The 18,760-nt window shown below is 58.3% G+C and carries 16 protein-coding genes and 2 pseudogenes; 10 read left to right on the forward strand and 8 right to left on the reverse strand.

Translation table 11 applies throughout. From position 1 onward, the window contains the following. The first annotated feature begins 20 nt into the window (after positions 1-20). Positions 21-1,163: a M14 family metallopeptidase gene (locus RAN89_RS04930; RefSeq protein WP_313868515.1), complete on the forward strand. Its 1,143-nt coding sequence runs from the start codon at positions 21-23 to the stop codon at positions 1,161-1,163. 21 nt (positions 1,164-1,184) lie between these two features. Here the strand turns inward: RAN89_RS04930 and RAN89_RS04935 are convergent, their stop codons facing one another. The 4 genes and pseudogenes from RAN89_RS04935 to RAN89_RS18600 all read right to left on the reverse strand — a co-directional run. Beyond that, positions 1,185-2,438, reverse strand: coding sequence for an alpha/beta hydrolase family protein (locus RAN89_RS04935; protein WP_313868516.1), 1,254 nt, complete (start codon positions 2,436-2,438; stop codon positions 1,185-1,187). After that, positions 2,438-3,151 (reverse strand): PEP-CTERM sorting domain-containing protein, encoded by a 714-nt coding sequence (locus RAN89_RS04940; protein ID WP_313868517.1) that lies wholly within the window; start codon positions 3,149-3,151, stop codon positions 2,438-2,440. The genes RAN89_RS04935 and RAN89_RS04940 overlap by 1 nt, the downstream gene beginning before the upstream one ends. Before the next feature lie 70 nt (positions 3,152-3,221). Next, positions 3,222-3,320 (reverse strand): annotated as a pseudogene (locus RAN89_RS18595) (PEPxxWA-CTERM sorting domain-containing protein); the annotation flags it as partial. 1,155 nt (positions 3,321-4,475) lie between these two features. Beyond that, positions 4,476-5,978: pseudogene (locus RAN89_RS18600) on the reverse strand (DUF7453 family protein); the annotation flags it as partial. Between the two features lie 205 nt (positions 5,979-6,183). Here RAN89_RS18600 and RAN89_RS04950 point away from each other — a divergent pair. The 3 genes from RAN89_RS04950 to RAN89_RS04960 are packed head-to-tail and all read left to right on the forward strand — an operon-like array spanning position 6,184 to position 8,686. Continuing rightward, positions 6,184-7,533, forward strand: coding sequence for a sensor histidine kinase (locus RAN89_RS04950; protein WP_313868519.1), 1,350 nt, complete (start codon positions 6,184-6,186; stop codon positions 7,531-7,533). Between the two features lie 32 nt (positions 7,534-7,565). Continuing rightward, positions 7,566-7,907: a hypothetical protein gene (locus RAN89_RS04955; RefSeq protein ID WP_313868520.1), complete on the forward strand. Its 342-nt coding sequence runs from the start codon at positions 7,566-7,568 to the stop codon at positions 7,905-7,907. Continuing rightward, positions 7,904-8,686, forward strand: a complete 783-nt coding sequence (locus RAN89_RS04960) for a sensor histidine kinase (RefSeq protein ID WP_313868521.1) — start codon at positions 7,904-7,906, stop codon at positions 8,684-8,686. The genes RAN89_RS04955 and RAN89_RS04960 overlap by 4 nt, the downstream gene beginning before the upstream one ends. Before the next feature lie 2 nt (positions 8,687-8,688). Here RAN89_RS04960 and RAN89_RS04965 read toward each other — a convergent pair whose 3' ends face one another. Then, the gene (locus tag RAN89_RS04965; RefSeq protein WP_313868522.1) at positions 8,689-9,336 is read right to left on the reverse strand and encodes a response regulator transcription factor; all 648 of its coding nucleotides are present in this window, start codon (positions 9,334-9,336) and stop codon (positions 8,689-8,691) included. A gap of 93 nt (positions 9,337-9,429) precedes the next feature. Continuing rightward, complete coding sequence (locus RAN89_RS04970; protein WP_313868523.1) at positions 9,430-9,870, reverse strand: FKBP-type peptidyl-prolyl cis-trans isomerase; 441 nt, start codon at positions 9,868-9,870, stop codon at positions 9,430-9,432. Between the two features lie 92 nt (positions 9,871-9,962). On the opposite strand from RAN89_RS04970, the gene RAN89_RS04975 reads away from it, so the two are divergent. The 3 genes from RAN89_RS04975 to RAN89_RS04985 all read left to right on the forward strand — a co-directional run bounded on the left by RAN89_RS04975 (position 9,963) and on the right by RAN89_RS04985 (position 13,352). Then, positions 9,963-11,126: an HD domain-containing phosphohydrolase gene (locus RAN89_RS04975; RefSeq protein WP_313868524.1), complete on the forward strand. Its 1,164-nt coding sequence runs from the start codon at positions 9,963-9,965 to the stop codon at positions 11,124-11,126. A 118-nt stretch (positions 11,127-11,244) separates the two neighbouring features. Beyond that, positions 11,245-11,742: a histidine phosphatase family protein gene (locus tag RAN89_RS04980; RefSeq protein WP_313868525.1), complete on the forward strand. Its 498-nt coding sequence runs from the start codon at positions 11,245-11,247 to the stop codon at positions 11,740-11,742. Positions 11,743-11,822: 80 nt separating this feature from the next. Next, the gene (locus RAN89_RS04985) at positions 11,823-13,352 is read left to right on the forward strand and encodes a subtype B tannase (protein WP_313868526.1); all 1,530 of its coding nucleotides are present in this window, start codon (positions 11,823-11,825) and stop codon (positions 13,350-13,352) included. Positions 13,353-13,362: 10 nt separating this feature from the next. On the opposite strand, the gene RAN89_RS04990 is transcribed toward RAN89_RS04985, so the two are convergent. Beyond that, positions 13,363-13,923, reverse strand: a complete 561-nt coding sequence (locus tag RAN89_RS04990) for a pyridoxamine 5'-phosphate oxidase family protein (RefSeq protein ID WP_313868527.1) — start codon at positions 13,921-13,923, stop codon at positions 13,363-13,365. A gap of 209 nt (positions 13,924-14,132) precedes the next feature. On the opposite strand from RAN89_RS04990, the gene RAN89_RS04995 reads away from it, so the two are divergent. Continuing rightward, positions 14,133-15,365 (forward strand): GGDEF domain-containing protein, encoded by a 1,233-nt coding sequence (locus RAN89_RS04995; protein ID WP_313868528.1) that lies wholly within the window; start codon positions 14,133-14,135, stop codon positions 15,363-15,365. Between the two features lie 21 nt (positions 15,366-15,386). Further along, the gene (locus tag RAN89_RS05000) at positions 15,387-15,902 is read left to right on the forward strand and encodes a metallophosphoesterase family protein (RefSeq protein ID WP_313868529.1); all 516 of its coding nucleotides are present in this window, start codon (positions 15,387-15,389) and stop codon (positions 15,900-15,902) included. Positions 15,903-16,036: 134 nt separating this feature from the next. On the opposite strand, the gene htpG is transcribed toward RAN89_RS05000, so the two are convergent. Next, the gene (htpG, locus tag RAN89_RS05005; RefSeq protein WP_313868530.1) at positions 16,037-18,031 is read right to left on the reverse strand and encodes a molecular chaperone HtpG; all 1,995 of its coding nucleotides are present in this window, start codon (positions 18,029-18,031) and stop codon (positions 16,037-16,039) included. A 129-nt stretch (positions 18,032-18,160) separates the two neighbouring features. Between htpG and RAN89_RS05010 the strand changes: the two genes are divergently transcribed. Continuing rightward, positions 18,161-18,745 carry a hypothetical protein gene (locus tag RAN89_RS05010; protein WP_313868531.1) on the forward strand — a complete coding sequence of 195 codons (585 nt, stop codon included), beginning with the start codon at positions 18,161-18,163 and terminating at the stop codon, positions 18,743-18,745. The last annotated feature ends 15 nt before the right edge of the window (positions 18,746-18,760 follow it).

Below are 18,760 nucleotides of genomic sequence, written 5' to 3' on the forward strand. Positions count from 1 at the left end.
CGCCACTGCCTGAAAACACTATGAATCCACTCTCTATCTCTTCTCAGTTCGATTCCGGCGCCATCGAGGTGTTGCGGCTCGACGTTGCGCACGACATCCAGTTGCGCATCCGCCAGGACACGGCAGCAGAGTTTGCCCAGTGGTTCCACTTCTGCTTACATGGAGCGGCCGGCGAGCCGGTAACCCTGCGGTTCATGAACGCCAAGCAATGCGCCTACCCCAAGGGCTGGGAGGGTTACCAGGTGGTCTGCAGCGAGGATCGCCAACACTGGAGCCGTATTGAGACCAGTTATGACGGCGAGGTCATGACTGCGCGCATCACACCGCAGACCAACGCCATCTACTTCGCTTACTTCGAACCCTATTCGTACGAGCAGCACCTGGACCTGCTGGCGTCGGCAGCAGCCTCGTCGCTGGTCACCGTGGAACGGCTGGGCACGACCGTGCAGGGGCGTGATATGAGCGTGCTGCGCGTTGCTGACGTGCATAGCCTGGTGGCTGAGGAAGACAAAAAGGACGTGTGGGTCATCGCCCGGCAGCACCCCGGTGAGACCATGGCCGAGTGGTTTGTGGAAGGCTTTCTGGAACGCCTGCTGGACGCCGACGACTCCGTCAGCCGCACCCTGCTTCAGCGCTGCAACTTCCATGTGGTGCCCAACATGAACCCGGATGGCGCCGTGCTGGGCAACCTGCGCACCAACGCTGCGGGCGCTAACCTGAACCGGGAGTGGGCCGCGCCCAGCATGGAGCGCTCGCCTGAAGTGGCCCTGGTGCGCCAAGCCATGGAGGCCACTGGCGTGGACCTGTGCCTGGATGTGCACGGCGACGAAGCGCTGCCTTGCAACTTTGTAGTCGGCTCTGAAGGCACGCCGGGCTACACCCCGCGTATTGCCGAGCTGGAAGACGACTTCAAGACCGACTGGATGCGTGCCTGCCCCGACTTCCAGGACACGCTCAATTACGGCCGCGTGGCGGCAGGCCAGGCCAATATGTCACTGGCCACCAACTGGATCGCCCAGCGCTTCGGTTGTATGGCTCTGACGATCGAGATGCCCTTCAAGGACAATGTCAACCTTCCCGACCCTACCACCGGCTGGAGCGGTCAACGTTCCAAGAAGCTGGGTGCCAGTGTGCTGCAGCCCTTGCTGCAGTGGTCGGTGTAGTCTTTTGACGCGAGCGTTGATTTAAGGCTGCCACACGACGTTGTCGTCCACAGCGTACAGCTTGCACGCGGTCTTGGCAGTTTGGGCGCAGCGATCCAGCGTTCGCGCAATCACGTTCTCCCCCGAGAAAAATGCCCATTCGCCCTTGGGTCCAATGGCAAGTGCGCGAGGCAGGTCCAGTGCGAGAAAGCGCACATAGCCCGTCTCCTTCACGTCCTGTTTGACAAGGGGGAGCTTGCTGGCGTCTCCGATGGCGGCGAAACCACTGGCCGGTGGCGCACCAGTGGCTTGAGGAATCGCGATGCCCTGGAGACGTACAAATTGATCCAGCACAGGTCGCCACATGGACATGCCTTTGGCCAGCAGGCTGTGACCATCGGTGCTCACCGGGCCGAATGGCGCAAACTCGGCCTTACCCCCTGCGCCGGTGTAGGCGGTGTGCCACTTGCGGGGAATGTCAGGGCCCCAGTAGTTGTCGTTTTCGGAGTACAGCCACAGCATGGGCGTGCTGCCCCCGTTGGCTTTGGCAGCTTTCTCAAACGTAGCGGCTACGCGGTGGTAGCCGCATGGGTTGGCTTTGCGGTTGACTGCATCGCCACCGCTTCCCCCGGCAAAGTTGATGCCTGCAATGACCGATGGGTGTTTGGTCCCCATGGCCACCACGGTGGCAAAGCCGCCCATGGACTGCCCCATGAGAATGACTTTGCTGGGATTGACCCAGGGCTGCTTGATGGCGAATTCCACCGTGGCCAATGTCTGGACATTGGTGACGGCGGCGGCTGCGTCGAAGTTTTTGGAGTTGCATTCTCCGGTGAATTCCGGATCCTGTTCCATGCCACTGTCGCCGTAACCCAGGCGGGTGGGTACGAATACCGCAACACCCCGGCGCAACCAGTAGCGTGCAACGTCTGAGTATCTATAGCGCGAGGGGTTTGCCCGCTGGTTGGAGTCACGGCCATGGTTCATGATCACGGCGGGGAAAGGTCCATCCCCCGGCGGCTTGAAATGGGTGAGCACCATCTGACCGTCGATGGATTTGCCGTACATGTCTTTGACTGTGACCGGCAGTTTAGTCACGGTCTCAAACATGTCGGCGGCCAACGTTGATGGCGGCGGCCCATCTTCTGCGGTCGGTTGAGCATGAAGCAGTGGCGGAACACTCATCAGTGTGCCGAGGTAGAGCACACGTAAGACGGTTGAAGCAGTCAACCCGCAACGCAGAAGGGTGCGTCCGCTGAACAAACCGGTGCTGCGCGTCACGAGAACCAGAGCCATCAATTTGTTTGCTTGCGCCGACGTACCACTGCACCCATTACACCCAAGCCTGCCAGCAGCATGGCGTAAGTTTCGGGTTCGGGCACGGGTGCCAGTGCATGGGTGTACATCACGTTGTCTAAGGCGAATCTGGCGCTGCAGCAGCCATTGGATTCAAAGGTAATGCCGTTGAAAGCTTCTGTCGAGGTAAATCCGATGAATTGCGGCGTGTTATCTGGACTCGCTGTTGCTTGATAGCGGCCCAAAGTGGAATATGAGCCATAGCCTGAAAGGCTGTCGGCAGCAACCGTAAGACCTATGCGTGAACTCAACCCGGAGAACCATGCACCGTAGGCCATGATCGGCGCATTGAATCGCAGCGTGAACCAGCCGCCGTAGGAGATATCGGAATAGAGGTTGGTGGTGCCGTCAATGCTAAGTTTCAGGTCCGGTGCATCGACCTGCAGGCTGTTGTGTCCCACAAATGCCCCGAAGTTAAGGTTGTTGGCCGCTTGGTCGTTGGTGTAACTATTGAATGTTTCAGTTTGAACAGAACCAGTGGCTGCCAAGAAGCTTCCCGAGTCTGAGAAGACTGTCAAGCCGGCGCTTGCCGGCATGGCGAGGAACAGTGCGCTTAGAGCGAGAAATAGCGAGATCAGGGGTCGCGAGATGCGCGATGCTTTGCGAGCATCTTTTACAGCGCTTGGTGAACTCACAGGTGAAGAGTGATGCATGATGAATCTCCTTGGAAAATTGATATTTGACAAAACGGTCGGGTGATGCGTGTTTTCTCACAGCCTTTGCTTACGCTTTGGTCTGTCGGCGACGTACCATCGCCCCCATCAGTCCCAAGCCAGCCAACAACATGGCGTAGGTTTCAGGCTCAGGCACAGCAGCCACACTGATCGTGCCGTTTTGGTACAGGTGGGATGTATCCAGCCGTGTACCCGCAGCAAGGTGGAAGCTGCTGCTGTCAATGCTGGCAAACGTGCCGCTGCTGGTGCCCCAGTCAAACAGGTCAAACGTTTGGCCAGCCTGGCCGATGAAGGCGCCATACGACACCAGCTTGAGCGTGCCACCAAAGTGCAGGTTGCCCGCCACGTTGTAGTAGTCAAACCCCGTGCCTGCCTGCGTGCCGCCAATTTCGGCCAGGTACAGGTTGCCACTGCCAAAGTTCACAGAGCCTTCGTCGTTAGCAGCGCCGGGTGAATTGCCCACCGACAAGCCTCCTTCATAGAACTTGGTACCGCTGCCAGTGAATGCCGCGCCGTTACGCTGCAACACCTGCCCGAAGAACAGCGCGGTGCTGCCTGCAGAAACGCGCAGTTCGCTACCGGACTTGGCTTCTACGGTGTCATAAAAAGTGGCCTGGCTATTGCCCGACACAATGACTTTGCCCCCCGCTGCATTGACCACCTCGCCAAACACCGATGCACCGCCAAAGCCCACGTTCACTTGGCCGGCATTGGTCAATCCGTTGTTGAAGCGCAAGGTGGCGTTGTCCAGGAGCGTGCGGCCATTGGCTGCTTGGGTTACCGAGCCGCTTATCTCCAACTCGCCACCATTGCGCACTTCTATCGTGCCAGCGTTGGTGTGCGTGGTGCCGCTCAAGAGCATGGCCTCGCCAGCCCCTACGCGAACTTGACCTGCGTTTACAAGGTTTGCAGCAATGCGACCGTTGCCGACTACGCGGCCTACATTGTCCAAGCCGAGATCAAAGCGCAGGTTGTCGGCACGCACGGTGCCAGCGTTCAGTACACGCCCTGTAATGACGCCTTCACCCGTTAGCACACCGGTGCTGGCAATTTGTACGGCACTCTCAGATGTAAGCGTTCCGCCTGCCAATTTGAGTGTGGCAATACCGTTGCCACCGCCTACCGTGAGCGACTTGACGGACTGCGCCTCTTTGGGACCGGTGACGGTGAGGCTGACGTTAGGGTCGATCTTGATCGCATGCACGAATGCCGGTGCCAGGCCAAGAGTCCAGTTGGCTGCTGTATCCCACGCACCGCTGATGGCCTGGCGCCAGCGCAGGTCGGGGGTGAAGAGGAAGTTGCCGGAGCCGCCGTCTGTGAAGACGGCTCGATAGGCCAGTTGACCGAGGTTGTTGAAGCTGCCAGTGAGAGGCGTGTCTATGGAGCTCACCGTCTTCCCGGCAATCGTGCTGCCCGCAAGTTGCACGGCAACGGTGTCTTGTCCGTCACCAACGTAAAGTCCCTCGCTACTGCTACCTCCGGAGATGTTGGCTTTGAAGGCGGTATGTCCGCGATCATTCAAAATAGTGTTGCTAAAGGAGGAAAAGGTCCCGCCACTGGACCCGGTGGCGTTCTGACCTTGTAACGCGACGGCGGTGAGCGTGGTTGTGCTGCTGCTACGGTAGATGCCTTGATTAGTGCTGCCACCGGTTATGTTGGCAACGAAAGCCGTTTGCCCACTAGCGTTTAAAACAGGGCTACTAAAGGACGCAAAGGTACCAACGCCAGTTCCGGTCGCACTTTGGCCTTGAATGGCGATCGGGGTGAGTGTGCCGTCACTGCTTCGGTAGATGCCCTCAGTGCTGCTGCCAAAAGTCAATAGGGCTCTGAAGGCCGTTTGCCCATTATTGTTCAGCACGGGGTTGCCGAAATCGAGAAACATGCCGCCCCCAGAGCCGGGAGCACCTTGGGTATGGGCGGCGATAGTGAAGGGTGTGCCACCGTTGCTGAAGTAGATACCTTGGGCGATGGTCCCCCCAGTGAGGGTGACTCTGAAAGCGACTTGACCGCTATCGTTCAACTTTGGATTGCCAACAAAGAAAAATGCTCCGGCGTTGCCGCCGGCATTTTGCCCAACCAATGCGATGGCGGTGGGCGCGCTTGCGCTGTTGCTGCGGTAGATTCCCCCACTGTTGCTGCCTCCAATGATTGAGGTGTTGAAGGCCGTCTGTCCGCCTTCGTTCATTGAGAGGTTGCTAAAGCCTGAAAATGTCCCAGCGCTTGCGCCATTCGCCTTTTGGCCTTGCAAAGCAATGGCGGTGAGCGCGCCGCCACTGTCGCTTCGGTAAATGCCTACGGTGCTGCTGCCCCCAGTGATAGAAGAGATGAAGGCTATTTGCCCGCTTTCGTTGAGTACGGGGTTGCTAAACGTAGAAAACCTCCCTGTGCCTGCACTTGGGGCGCTCTGGCCTTGCAGTACAACAGGGGACAATGCATTACCCGCGGTACCGTTGTAGATTCCTCCGGTGCTGCTACCGCCATTCATAAATCCTTGGAACGCGAATTGCCCAGATTGATTGATCACAGGCGCTGAAAATGAAGTGAAGGTGCCTCCACGCGTGCCAGGCGCACTTTGGCCCGTAATAGCCAAAGTATCAGTCCGCCCTTGGGCCAGCGCAGGACTTTGCCACCCACCCAATACTGTGACCAATGCCGTACACAAAGCGCGACACTTGAATCCCTCGCTTTCGGATCTGACAGGTTGGGAGTGGTGAGTGTTGGCTGCGTGGATCGAGCGCGCAGGCGTGGTGAGACGTTTGGATTGAATGGCTGACATGAGGGCTCCCTGGTCGGCGTCGCGTTGCATGCGACAACTTGTGATGGAGCGAGGCTAAAAGCAGCCGCGGCTCGTCGCAATCCGCAGCAATGCGTAGTTGGGTCTGTTTTTATACGCACTTGTGCGTATAAAAACCTTGCAAATGGAGGTGCATAGTCCAGTCGGACTATGTCCATCAAGTGGGGGGTAAATGGCATAGTGTTAGGCCGTATGTCACGGCTTCATCTCACCATTCATGTACGCCACGAAGCAGCCTGAAACCCTTGCACATTACGAGGAGCTCGAGTTCGCGCGCTATTTTGCGAACGACATCCGCTACCCTTACGTGAGCTATCTGGCCATGGCTGTGTTGGGCACGTGGTTGCTTCGTTCCAACTACCCGGACACTTACGTTGCGCTGTGGTTGCTATTGGGGTTTGGGGTGACCGCATGGCGAGAGTGCCTCGTGCGTCAGCTTCGGCCTCAATTGGCTGCCGGAATGAGGGCGGGCCCTGCATTGCGCTCGTTCACCGGAGTGTCCCTGGCCTTGGGCATGTTCTGGGGCATATTTGTGGGCATGCATGTGGATCCTAGGGACCCCATGCGCATCATGTTGGCGGGTGCTTTTGTGACCGGGCATATTGGCGGTGCGGTAACGCCCCTGTCTTCGTATTTGCCGGCTTTCTATGCCTTTGCTGTTCCCGTGCTACTGCCCGGTGTCGTGCGTTTGGCCATCAGTGGAGAGCCGTTGGCAGTAGCGCTTGCCGGTTTGAGCATGGCGTACTTCTCCACCATGAGTGGGTATGCCCACATCACCAATCGGCTGCATCGGGAGTCGATGCGCCTGCGTTTTGACAATCAGCGATTGATTGCCGACTTGGAGCAACGCAACGCGGAGGTGGAGAGTGCTTCGCGCAACAAGAGTCTGTTTCTGGCGGGTGTCAGTCATGACTTGAAGCAGCCCATTCGCGCGATAGGGATGTACACCGGCTTTCTGCGTCACAGCGCGGCCAAGGGGTTGGACAATGTGGTCACCATCCAAACGGCTGAAAAAATTGAGGCGGCTGCAAGTGCTGTCCATCGTCAGATCAGCCGTCTGCTGGAACTCTCACGGCTGGAGTCGGGCGCCATGCCCGTACACCTTGAGGTGATACAGCTTACGGATGTTTTGTTGCCGGTTTATGAGCTATTGGCAGGAGAAGCCAAGGCCAGAGGCGTGCAATTGCGATTGGCATCGGGACGTTCGCACCGGGTGTGGGCGGATCGGCGGATGCTGGAATCCGTGTTGACGAACTTCATCAGCAACGCCCTCAAGCATGCCGAAGGCGGGCGGGTTTACGTCGGTACCCGCTTGCGCACCAGCTACCCGCAGGGGCAGCAACTGTGCATTGAAGTGCGCGACAACGGAGCCGGCATACCAGAGCACCAGTTGCCCTTGTTGTTTGATGCCTACCGGAGTTTTGATGATCGCCATGGCAGCGAGAGTCATGGTCTGGGTCTGGCTCTTGCCAAGGCGCAAGCCAGTTTTCTGGGCTGCGAGATTGATGTCAGCTCCCGGTTGGGGTGCGGTAGCACTTTCACTTTGTGCGGATTGCGTACTGCCTAGGTGTACCCGTAAAAAATCCATACGAATACACCATGCCTTCTAAAGCATCAACAGAGACGCTGGCGCAGTTTGAGAGGCGCGCGTTCGCCCGCTATTTTGTTTTTGACTTGCACTTTCCCTTGGTTGCAGTCGTGTTGTTGAGTGGCGTTTGCGTGTGGTTGATGCATGGCCGGGTGGCGCATGGGGTCATCGCAGCATGGCTGGCTTTTAGTGTGATTGCCAACGCAGCCCGCGAGTTGTTTATGTGGCGCTCAAGAAAACGCATGGACGACCCACAGCGCCACGCAGATGTGTTGCTGGTGTACACCTTGTCCTCATTGGCGTCTGGGGTGAGCTGGGGCACGTTCGCTTGCGATACGAGAGCCAGAATTTGATTGCAGATCTGCTACTGAGCAAAGAAGCTGCGGAAAATTCCTCCCAGACCAAATCACTCTTTTTGGCCGGGGTGAGCCACGATCTAAAACAACCGTTTCAAGCGATTGGTTTGTTCCTGGGTGTCTTGAGGCACACGGTTCCCAAGGGCGGCGAGGAGGCATTGGGCCAGGTTGTGCCAAAAATGGAGAGTGCTTTGGATGAGCTCCATGCGCAAGTGAGTCGCTTGTTGGAGCTCTCCCGATTGCAGTCAGGAGCGCTCAAATTCCAGATTGTGCGTGTGGAATTGACGGATCTATTTGCATACATGCAAGCTTTGTTCGGCGAACAGGCGAAGTCCAAAGGAATTGTGCTGCGATGTGCAGTTACGGGCAGGCTGAAACACAAGACCGTCTGGAGCGACCGCCGCATGCTCGAATCCGTTGTGCAGAACCTGATAAGCAATGCCATCAAGAACACCGATTCCGGTGCCGTGTACGTGGGCGTGCGCTGGCGACTGGGGTATCGCATCGGGCGCCGCCTTTGCGTCGAGGTTCGTGACAGTGGTCGTGGGATTCCCATTGAACAGCAGGATTTCCTGTTCGACGCCTATCGCAGCTTTGATGACCGGCACGCCGAACAGAGCCACGGTTTGGGTCTGGCGATTGCCAAGGCGCAGGCGGCTTACATGACTGCCGATCTTGCGCTGAAGAGTGCCCCAGGGCTTGGATCTGTCTTCACGCTGTGTGGCCTGAGTACCCACAACGGGAAAGCAGCGGACATCGTCGCCGATCGGACTTGAGGCTACAGATCTCCGGGCTGGGTGCTACCACCCTGGGTGCGTATGGCATATGCCGCCATCTCGGCACTGTTGCGGATGCCCAGCTTGCTGCGCAGGTTTTCCCTGTGCTTGCGCACGGTGCCTTCGCTGATATTGAGCTTTAAACCGATTTCCCTGCTGGTGAGCCCTTCGCCGACAAGTTGCAGGACAATCGTTTCACTGTGGGTGAGTTTGATGTCTTTGGCTTCCTCTTCTGCATCGTCCACAAAGAGACTGGCGATATCGTTGCTGATATAGCGACGGCCTTGAGCCACCCGGCGGATGGCGTGTAGCAGTTCACTGCTGCTTTCATTTTTGGGCACGTAGCCCGCGGCACCCAGCGCCAAGGCAGCCCGTACTGAGCCTGCATCCATGCGTGCAGTTACCACAAGTGTGCGAGAGGCTGATTCCATGGCATGAAGTGCCTTCATCACGCCCAAACCATCCAGACCAGGAAGACCCAAGTCCAGCAAGAGCACATCAGGACGCAAGCGCTCAGCTTGCTCCAAGGTACTGTGACCATTGGTGGCGATGCCGACGCAACGCATGTCCTCTTGGGTGGACAGCAGCATCTGAAGTGCATCAGCCAGCATGGTGTGATCTTCTGCGATCAGTACGCGGATGAGGGTCATACAAGTGTCAATTAGAGGCGCGTATCCAAGGCGAGTCATGCTTACAAGCCAGACAGGTTTTGCGCCTGCCGTGGCTTGAAATCTATCCGCTGCTTATTTTCCGTTCACGCCCAACAGTTCTACTTCAAACACCAACGTCGCGTTCGGAGGGATAACGCCACCTGCACCACGGGCACCGTAAGCGATTTCCGGTGGGCAGGTCAGCTTGGCTTTGCCGCCAGTTTTCATACGCTGCACACCTTCGGTCCAGCAGGGGATCACTCCGTTGAGCGGGAAGTCAATGGGCTGGCCGCGCTTGTAGGAGCTGTCGAATTCACGCCCGTCCGGGAAAGTTCCTTTGTAGTGCACCGTGACTTTGTCGGTGGCTTTGGGGCTGGCCCCGGTGCCGTCTTTGAGACTGCGGTACACCAGGCCGCTGGAGGTGACGACAGCGCCATCTTCTTTGGCAGCTGCCGCGGTCACAGCGTTTTGTGCGAAGGCGCTGTGGGCCAGCAGGGCTAGCGCGAAGAGGGAAGTGCGGAGCTTGGTTTTCATAGGTTGGATATAGGTAGAAAAAGCGATCTGATACGTGGATGACGGCCCCAATTTTTTGCGCAAAGGTTCTATATCGCGCAACAATGATGACCATGAAGTTGTACCCCATTTTGTCTGCGTTGTCGCCGCACCATGTGGTGGAGTCCATGCCGAACGGAGGCTTGGCATCCCAGCTGGAGATGATTCTCCGCCTCGTGAACAGCCGAGTTGCGGCGGTCGATCGTATCGCCGTGGTGGCACATGATGCGAACACCGGGCTCCTGAAGACGCTGGTCAGCACCAACCGGGATGATGGTGCCTTGAAGCATTATGAAGTCGCTTTGGCAGATGTGCCCACGCTCTCGGAGCTGGCTGTGCAGCGCGGTACCCGGGTCATTCATAACCTGGTGGACGCATTCCGCTCTCCGTCCACCCCCAACCATTGGCTAAAGCATCACCACTACCCATCCAGCGTGACAACGCCGGTCTCCCAGGGCGATGTGCTGGCGGGTTTTCTCTTTTATGACTCCAGGCAACTCCATGCTTTCACAGATGCGGATGTGGAAGAGCTACGCGAATTCACAGATCTGATTGCGCATTTGTTTTTGACGCAACGCCGTTTGGCGCGCGGCATTGTGAGTGCCATTCAGGTCGCGGTGGACTTGGCCCGATCCCGGGACTTTGAGACGGGGCAGCACCTGGAGCGTATTGCGTACTACTCTCGCATCATGGCCCGCGCTTTGGCTGCAAGCCACAGTTTGAGTGATGCCTACATCGAGTATGTGGAGCTTTTCTCGCCCTTGCACGATATCGGCAAAGTCGGTATCCCGGACCACATCCTGCTCAAACCTGGTAGGTTGGATGCTGCCGAGTACGAGATAATGAAGCGCCATGTGGCCATGGGCGAGAGCATCATCGGCCGAATCAGCCAGGACCTTGGCTTGCAGGGGAGCATGCAGGAGCAGATCATGCGCAACATCGTCTCGACGCACCACGAGCGGGGCGATGGATCGGGCTATCCGCGTGGGCTGACCATGGAGCACATCCCCTTGGAGGGACGCATTGTGGCGGTGGCTGATGTGTATGACGCGCTCAGTAATCGCCGGGCCTACAAAAACTCGTGGGATGACGCCGCTGTGTGCGCAGAACTGCGTGCAGAAGCGGATGCTGGCTTGTTGGACAGGGATTGCGTCGAGGCCCTGTTGTCCGCCAAAGAAGAGCGGGCGTCGATCAAGCAGCGCTTTGCCGATGTGCGCGAGCCGGGCGATTATGCGTGAAGGGGTATGGGCTGCGATCCAACCGACAACCGCTTGGGTCCGAAAGAATGCTCTCATGACATCGCCCCAATTTTGGCTTCGCATAACGTCGCTGTTGCTCGCCTGGTGTGCAGCTTCCATGGCATCGGCTGTGGATGGCAACGCAGAAGTTCGGGCTGGCAGCGTGGTATTGATTCGCCACGCCTTGGCTCCCGGCGTGGGTGACCCCGAACACTTTACTTTGAACGACTGCAGCACCCAACGCAACCTCAGTGCGGAGGGCCGTGCGCAGGCGGTGCGTTTGGGTCAGTTTTTCCGGAAACTTCAGGTACCGGTGGATGCAGTTTGGTCATCCCAATGGTGCCGAGCCCGCGACACGGCAGATTTGGCATTTCCGGGCATGCGGGTAGACAAGCTGGCGTTCAATTCTTTTTTTGGTGAACCGGATTCTGCGCCTGCCCAAACGCAAGCCGCCAAAGCTTTGATGAATGCATGGGCGGGTAAAGGTGTCTTGGTCGTTGTGACCCATCAGGTCAATATCACTGCCATTGCCGGCGTGGTTCCGGCCTCCGGCGAGGCGGTCGTGCTAGGGCGACGCGATGGAGTCTGGTCTGTCACGGGTAGGTTTAGCCCTTAGGGTAGGCAAACCTCGCTTTGCGACAGCTACATCCACTCTTTACGTTCGCTGGATAGCATGCGCTACCTAGGAGTTTTTTCATGTCTTCTTCCATTTCCCGTCGTGCCACGCTGGCTTGTCTGGCCGGTACCGCTGTGCTGATGGGCACAGCCTGTTCATCAACCAAGAGTGATGCTGTAGCCGCCACAGCGCCCGATGCATTGCGCCTGGACCCCACGCGGTTTGAAAAGCAAACGGTGTCGGTGGACGGGCAAAGCATCGCAGTGCGTGCCTACCTTGGGGTGCCCTACGTCGCCAAGCCGGTGGATACCGCCTACCAGGTGATCAACATCTATGTGCCGGAGGCCTATTACCAAAACGCCAAGGTGGGAGACTTCGATGCCCGCACGGCGCCGGTGTTTTTTCCTAACCAGGTCGGCGGCTACATGCCCGCCAAGCCGGGTACTGCGCAAGCGGTAACCCAGGGCCCCAGCGCTGGCAAGCCCAGCACTATTGCCGCGGCCCTGCTCAAGGGCTTTGTAGTCGCATCTCCCGGCGCACGGGGGCGCACCTTGAAGGATGCTGATGGTGCCTTTACCGGCAAAGCGCCCGCAGCCATCCTGGACCTGAAAGCCGCGGTGCGCTACCTGCGCTTGAACGCCAGCGTATTGCCCGGCGACATGGAAAAAATCATTTCCAACGGCACGAGCGCTGGTGGTGCTTTGTCTGCCTTGTTGGGTGCCAGCGGCAACTCCCCGGACTACGAGACCTATCTCCAAGCCATGGGCGCAGCCCCGGGGCGGGACGACATTTTTGCGGTGTCGGCCTACTGCCCGATTACCAACCTTGAGCATGCCGACGCCGCGCACGAGTGGCTGTTTAACGGGGTGAATGATTACCGGGCTATCCAGGTGAGCATGCTGGACTTCAACATGGTTCGCAAAGAAGTGGCCGGTACCCTGACGCCTGAGCAGATCAAGGTGTCCAACGAGCTCAAGCCTTTGTTTCCTGCCTACGTCAATAGTTTGAATCTGAAGTCGCCCCAAGGGCAGAACTTGACGCTGGACGCTTCAGGCAACGGCAGCTTCAAGGACTGGGTTTCGGGCTATGTACTCTCTTCCGCACAGGGTCAACTGGATGCAGGCAAAGATTTAGGGAAATACAGCTGGCTCAACATCCAAGGTGGCAAGGTGCGCAGCCTCGACTTTGACGCCTTTGTTCGCTATGCAGGCCGCATGAAGTTGCCGCCGGCGTTCGATGCACTGGATGCCTCCAGCGGTGAGAACAACCTGTTCGGCACCGCTTCAACAAATAACCGGCATTTCACGGATTTCTCGGTGCAGCGCAACACGGCCAACGCTGCGGTTCGTGCGGAAGACAAGCTGGTGAAGATGATGAATGCCATGCAATACATCGGCAGCAGGGACGCGCGCAATGCCAAACGCTGGCGCATCCGCCACGGCACGATCGACCGCGATACCTCACTGGCCATTCCGGTGATCTTGGCAACCGCCTTGCAGAACCAAGGCTATGCCGTGGACTTTGCCATGCCCTGGGATCAGGGCCACGCTGGCGACTATGACCTGGAGCAACTCTTTGCCTGGATGATCCAGGTTGCCAAAGCAGGTTGATATCCGTGCCTCAGGGCACACGCCATTCCCACTGGTCTGCGGTAAATACAGCCCGCCGGTGACCCGTGCGCGCCAGTTCCAGCCAGTCCAAGTTCTGAACTCGCAGGGTCACGATCCCAAGAAAGTGCTGCGTGTTGTCAGATGGGGTGTCTGAGGCGTCTTCTTCCCACACATCCCCCGGCGCCTTGGCCGAGAGGTAGTCCCCTGCAGCGGGGGATTGGCTGATGCGTGTCCACACCGCATCCACATCAGGTCCGCTACGTTGCAACGTTGCCGTGGCTTGGATCCGCAACTGCCAGCTAAGCCGTTTGCTCCAGAACACCAGCGCCACAGAGGGCGCCGCCTCCAACTCTGCAAACTTGGGACTGCGCTTGTCGGTGAAAAATTGCAAGGTTGCCTGCCGCGCATCTGCATGCCGGAGCACGACGGTGCGTGCTTGCGGCAAGCCATCCGCGTTCACCGTGGCCAGCACGGGGGTTCGCCATTCGTGGTGCCTGTCTTGCAGGGCACGCTGCAGTTCCTGCCAGATGCGTTGACGGATGTCGGGTGCGGTCAGAAGGGGAGTGTCCACAAGAGGCTTGCCGATTTCGGGGTTGGGAATCGAGCTTTCATGATATCGGTCAAGCCTTTGGGCTGCTTGCCCGAGGGGTAAGTCTGGAAATAAAGGAAATTTCAGTTCTATAGCCACTTCTCCATGGAACAATATTTGCTGAGTCGTTGACATCAAAAAAACGAGGGCGTGGTAGTTCCCACAGTGGCACACCCGTCAAGCTTCAGGGAGTGGTTTTGTATACAACGGGTCACCTGCGGCTGGATGCCGCCACATTGGTATTCGCCACGAGTCTGCTGGCGTTCAGTCTTGCCATTCTCTCTGCCTTGCTCGCACGGGGTGCTTCCTCCAAGCGCTTGGGTTTGCATGAATGGTCTGCGAGTCTGGCCTTTGCGTCATTTGCGTTTCTGTTGTTCTTTTTCCGCGGTAAGGCCCCCTGGGTCCTGACGTATCTGGTCGCGAACCTGGCCATGTTGGCCGTTGTGCCGTTCACGATGCTTGCTTACGCCAAACTCTTGCAGGTGGAGGCACCCGTCAGCAGCGTAGCACTGAGTACTGCGGTCGGCCTGTCAGGGGTATTGGCCGTCTATTTCCTCGAAACGGATGCACAGTTTGGCGTTTTCTCCATGTCCATGGCCATTGGCTTTCAGCTGGTGCTGGCCGCATTGATGGTGGCCATGGCCCCCGGGCGGCATGGAGCGCAGTGGCGGGTGGTTTTGAACATCATTCACGGACTCAGTGCATTGGCCTTTTTCGTGCGGGCAGGCATGGCACTCAATGGCCAGGCCATACTGGTGTCTACTGTTGCGAACTCGCCCGCCCAGATCGTGGCCTTGTGCGTGGCTGCTTTGTACTTCACGGTGGCCACCGTGGTGTTCATCGTGATGGTGAGTCAGCGCCAACACCGCGAGATGAGTGACCGGCTGCGCCGTGATGGCCTGACCGGCCTTTACACCCGCACCGCATTCTTTGAGATGGCTGTTGCCAAGCCCCACCAGTGGCAAGCTGGGGGGTATGCGCTCGTCTTGATGGACATCGACAACTTCAAGCGTATCAACGACAGCTATGGCCACGCAGGGGGCGATGCCGTGCTGGCGCATGCCGCCCGCATGTTGTCGCAGTTGACGCGCCTCTCCGATATTGCTGTGCGTTACGGCGGCGAAGAATTTTGTGTGCTCTTGCACGACTGCTCTGCCGAAGAAGCCGGCCGCTTTGCCCAGCGGCTGGTGGACGAAGCCGGCAGGCAGTCCGTGCGCATCAAGGATGGCCGCAATGTCCGCTTCACGTTTTCGGTCGGCTATGCATGTGCACCGGACGGACAAACTCGCGGTGGCATTGAGTCGCTGGAAGCCGTGATTGACTGTGCGGATCAGGCACTGTACGCCGCCAAGGCGGCAGGGCGTAATCAAGTGCAGTCGTCCAGCGGAATTCCGGCGTGCAACGATGTGGCGCTTGCCGTTTAGCCGGGTGGTAATGTCAGCATCATGCGTATTGCCCTCATCTCCGATATTCACGGCAACCTCCCCGCATTGGAGGCGGTGGCGGCTGACATTCGCCGGCGAGGCGTGGACTGCATCGTCAATTTGGGCGACAGCCTGTCCGGCCCTTTGTTGCCCCTGGAAACGGCCCGCTACCTGATGGCCAGTGGCTGGTTGAGCCTGGCAGGTAACCACGAGCGCCAGATCCTGACCCACACCGCAGCTGTCGTGGCTTGCGGTCACACGCACATTCCTCGTGCTTTGCGCTCGCGTGCCGGGCAGTTGCTGTGCAACCCCGGCAGCGTGGGCTTGGCGGCCTTCGACGATCTGGAGCCGATGGAGAACGTGGTGGAAAACGGATCGCCCGACGCCCGCTACGCCATCATTGAACGCGCATCGGGAGCCTGGAGCGCTGCGCTGCACAGCGTGCCTTACGACTTTGAACCCATGGCGCGTTTGGCGGATCTGCGCGGGCGGCCGGAGTGGGCGTATGCGCTGCGCACGGGCTACATGGCCTCCTGAGCTCGCTCAGAAAATGGCCCCGCCAGTCTCGCGACTGCGGGGCTTTTCTTTTCTGCCTTTTGCTACTAATTAAGTAGCTGCTTGCGCATATGCAGCGGGCGCTGGAGGCTTATTTTTCTCTATGTCAGCCCGCATCACACCAGCAGAGCGTTCACCCGTTTCACATAAGCCGCCGGGTCTTCCGGCAGTCCGCCTTCCGCCAGCAAGGCCTGGTCGAAGAGGATGTGGGCCAGGTCGTGGAAATGCACCGAGCCATCCAGCTTTTTCACCAGTGCGTGGTCCGCGTTGACTTCCAGCACAGGCTTCACATCCGGAGCTTGCTGGCCTGCTTGCTTGAGCAAACGGGCCAGTTGGGTGCTCATGCCGTGGTCTTGCACCACCAGGCAGGCGGGGCTGTCCACCAGGCGGGTGGTCGCACGTACGTCTTCAGCTTTTTCTTTCAGCGCTTCTTTCAGTTTGGCCAGCACTGGCTTGAAGGCTTCGGCAGCTTCCTCTGCGGCTTTTTTCTCCGCTTCATCTTGTAGCTTGCCCAGGTCCACCGCGCCTTTGGCCACGGATTGCAGGGGCGTGCCATCGAAGTCGTGCAGGTAGTTCAGGGCCCACTCGTCCACGCGGTCGGTCATCAAGAGCACTTCAATGCCCTTTTTCTTGAAGACTTCGAGCTGCGGGCTGTTCTTGGCGGCCGCAAGGGTCTCGGCGGTGATGTAGTAGATGGCCTCCTGGCCTTCCTTCATGCGCGCCTTGTAGTCGGCCAGGCTGACGCTGACGGTATCGCTGGTGGTGCTTGCAAAGCGCAGCAGCTTGGCCAGGCGGTCCTTGTTGCCGAAGTCTTCGCCCAAGCCTTCTTTGAGCACCGCGCCAAACTCGGCATAGAACTTGGTGTACTTGCCCAAGTTGGCTTCCTGCTCGGCCTTTTCTTCGGCGCTGAGCACATCGGTTACGCCGTCAGCACCGGCCTCTGGCAGCTTGTCGTTCTTGGCCAGGGTTTCCAGCATGGAGAGCACGCGCTTGGTGTTGCCGTCGCGGATGGCTTTCACATCGCGGCTCTCTTGCAGCAGCTCGCGGCTCACGTTGAGGGGCAGGTCGGCGGAGTCCACCACGCCTTTTACAAAGCGCAGGTAGTTTGGCAGCAGGGCTTCGGCATCGTCCATGATGAACACGCGCTTCACATACAACTTGAGGCCGCCCTTGTGGTCGCGGTTGTACAGGTCGTGTGGAGCCTTGGCCGGGATGTAGAGCAGTTGGGTGTATTCGGTGCTGCCTTCCACGCGGTTGTGGGTGTGGGCCAAGGGCGCCTCAAAGTCGTGGCTGATCTGCTTGTAGAAATCGTCGTACTGCTCTTGCGTCACGTCCTTCTTGGCGCGGCTCCAGATGGCGTTGGCCTTGTTGACGGTTTCCCACTCGCCGGTCTTGACCATGCCACCGGGCTGGCGGCCGCCGTTTTCATCAGACGGGTTGATCAGCTCGCCGTCTTTCCACTCTTCCTTTTCCATCAGGATGGGCAGACTGATGTGGTCAGAGTATTTGTTGATGATGCCCTTGACCTTCCAGGTCTGCAGGTAGTCGGAAGCGTCTTCACGCAGGTGCAGGATGACGCTGGTGCCACGCGCTTCGCGGGTAATGGCTTCCACCTCAAACGCACCGCCACCGCTGGCGCCGCCGTCGCTTACCCAGCGCACGGCTTCATCGGCCTTCAAGCCGGCGCGGCGGGATTCCACGGTGATCTTGTCGGCCACGATAAAGCCGGAATAAAAGCCCACGCCGAACTGCCCGATCAGGTTGCTGTCGGCCTTCTGGTCGCCAGTGAGCTTGCTCACAAAGTCTTTGGTGCCGCTTTTGGCAATGGTGCCCAGATTGTCGATGGCTTCCTGCATGGAGAGGCCGATGCCGTTGTCTGTGATGGTCAGCGTTTTGGCGTCCTTGTCGAAGGTAACCTTGACCTTCAGCTCGGAGTCGTTCTCATACAGGCCGCTGTTGTTGATGGCTTCAAAGCGCAGCTTGTCGCAGGCGTCCGACGCGTTGGAGATCAACTCCCGCAGAAAAATCTCTTTGTTGGAGTACAGGGAGTGCGTCACCAGGTGCAGCAGCTGGGCGACTTCGGCCTGGAAATTCATGGTTTGCTTGGTCATAGTTCTGTCTCTGAGTCTCAAAAAAAGCGATGTGCGACACGGGCCAATAGCGCCTGCGGCGCGGGCAACCCTCAATTATGGGCGAGGGGGTGGGTTTCAAGAGGCTGGGCAGATGGGTAGCATTGCCAAATGCTTCAAAACAAGAAACTTCGTGTCGGGCTAGTTGTCGCCTGTTTTCTGTTCCTGCTTTTGGGCTGCGGTCTGACCGCCGAAATGACGGAGTACTTGATTGCTACGACCCGACTGTCAATTTGGGCATGGCGGCTGATTTTTACCCTTGGTGGAATTCTGTTGTTGGGCTTTTGGTGCATTCCGTCTTGGCATAGCCGCCTCAGCGCTGGGCTGGAACTCAAAATGCCGACGCACATTTTTCGGGTTCTGCTGGGTTTTCCGGTGATGGCACTATCCCTTGCTGGTGTACTTGTTGCAGCGCCTTTGGGCTATGTCTATGGCTTGGCGTACATCACAGGTTCTCCCCAAACTGGAGTTTCAGCGGTCGTCTTGAAGGCAGAGCCTGTCCAGACATCGGGGAAGGGTTGCAAACAGGATTTCACATTTCGTCTAGACGGAGCCGCCGGTGAGGCTTGTGTGCAAGGGCGTGTTGTCGGTCCATTGCCTGTGGCCGGTCAGCGAGTTGAGCTGCGGGGTATTCGGTCTGCTCTAGGCTTTTGGGTGCAAGAAGTGCACGCGACAGCCGTATCTGCACCCAGTTAACTGTTACGAGATTCG

The sequence above is a fragment of the Rhodoferax mekongensis genome, from assembly GCF_032191775.1.
In the GTDB taxonomy this organism is placed as follows: Bacteria; Pseudomonadota; Gammaproteobacteria; order Burkholderiales; family Burkholderiaceae_C; genus Allorhodoferax; species Allorhodoferax mekongensis.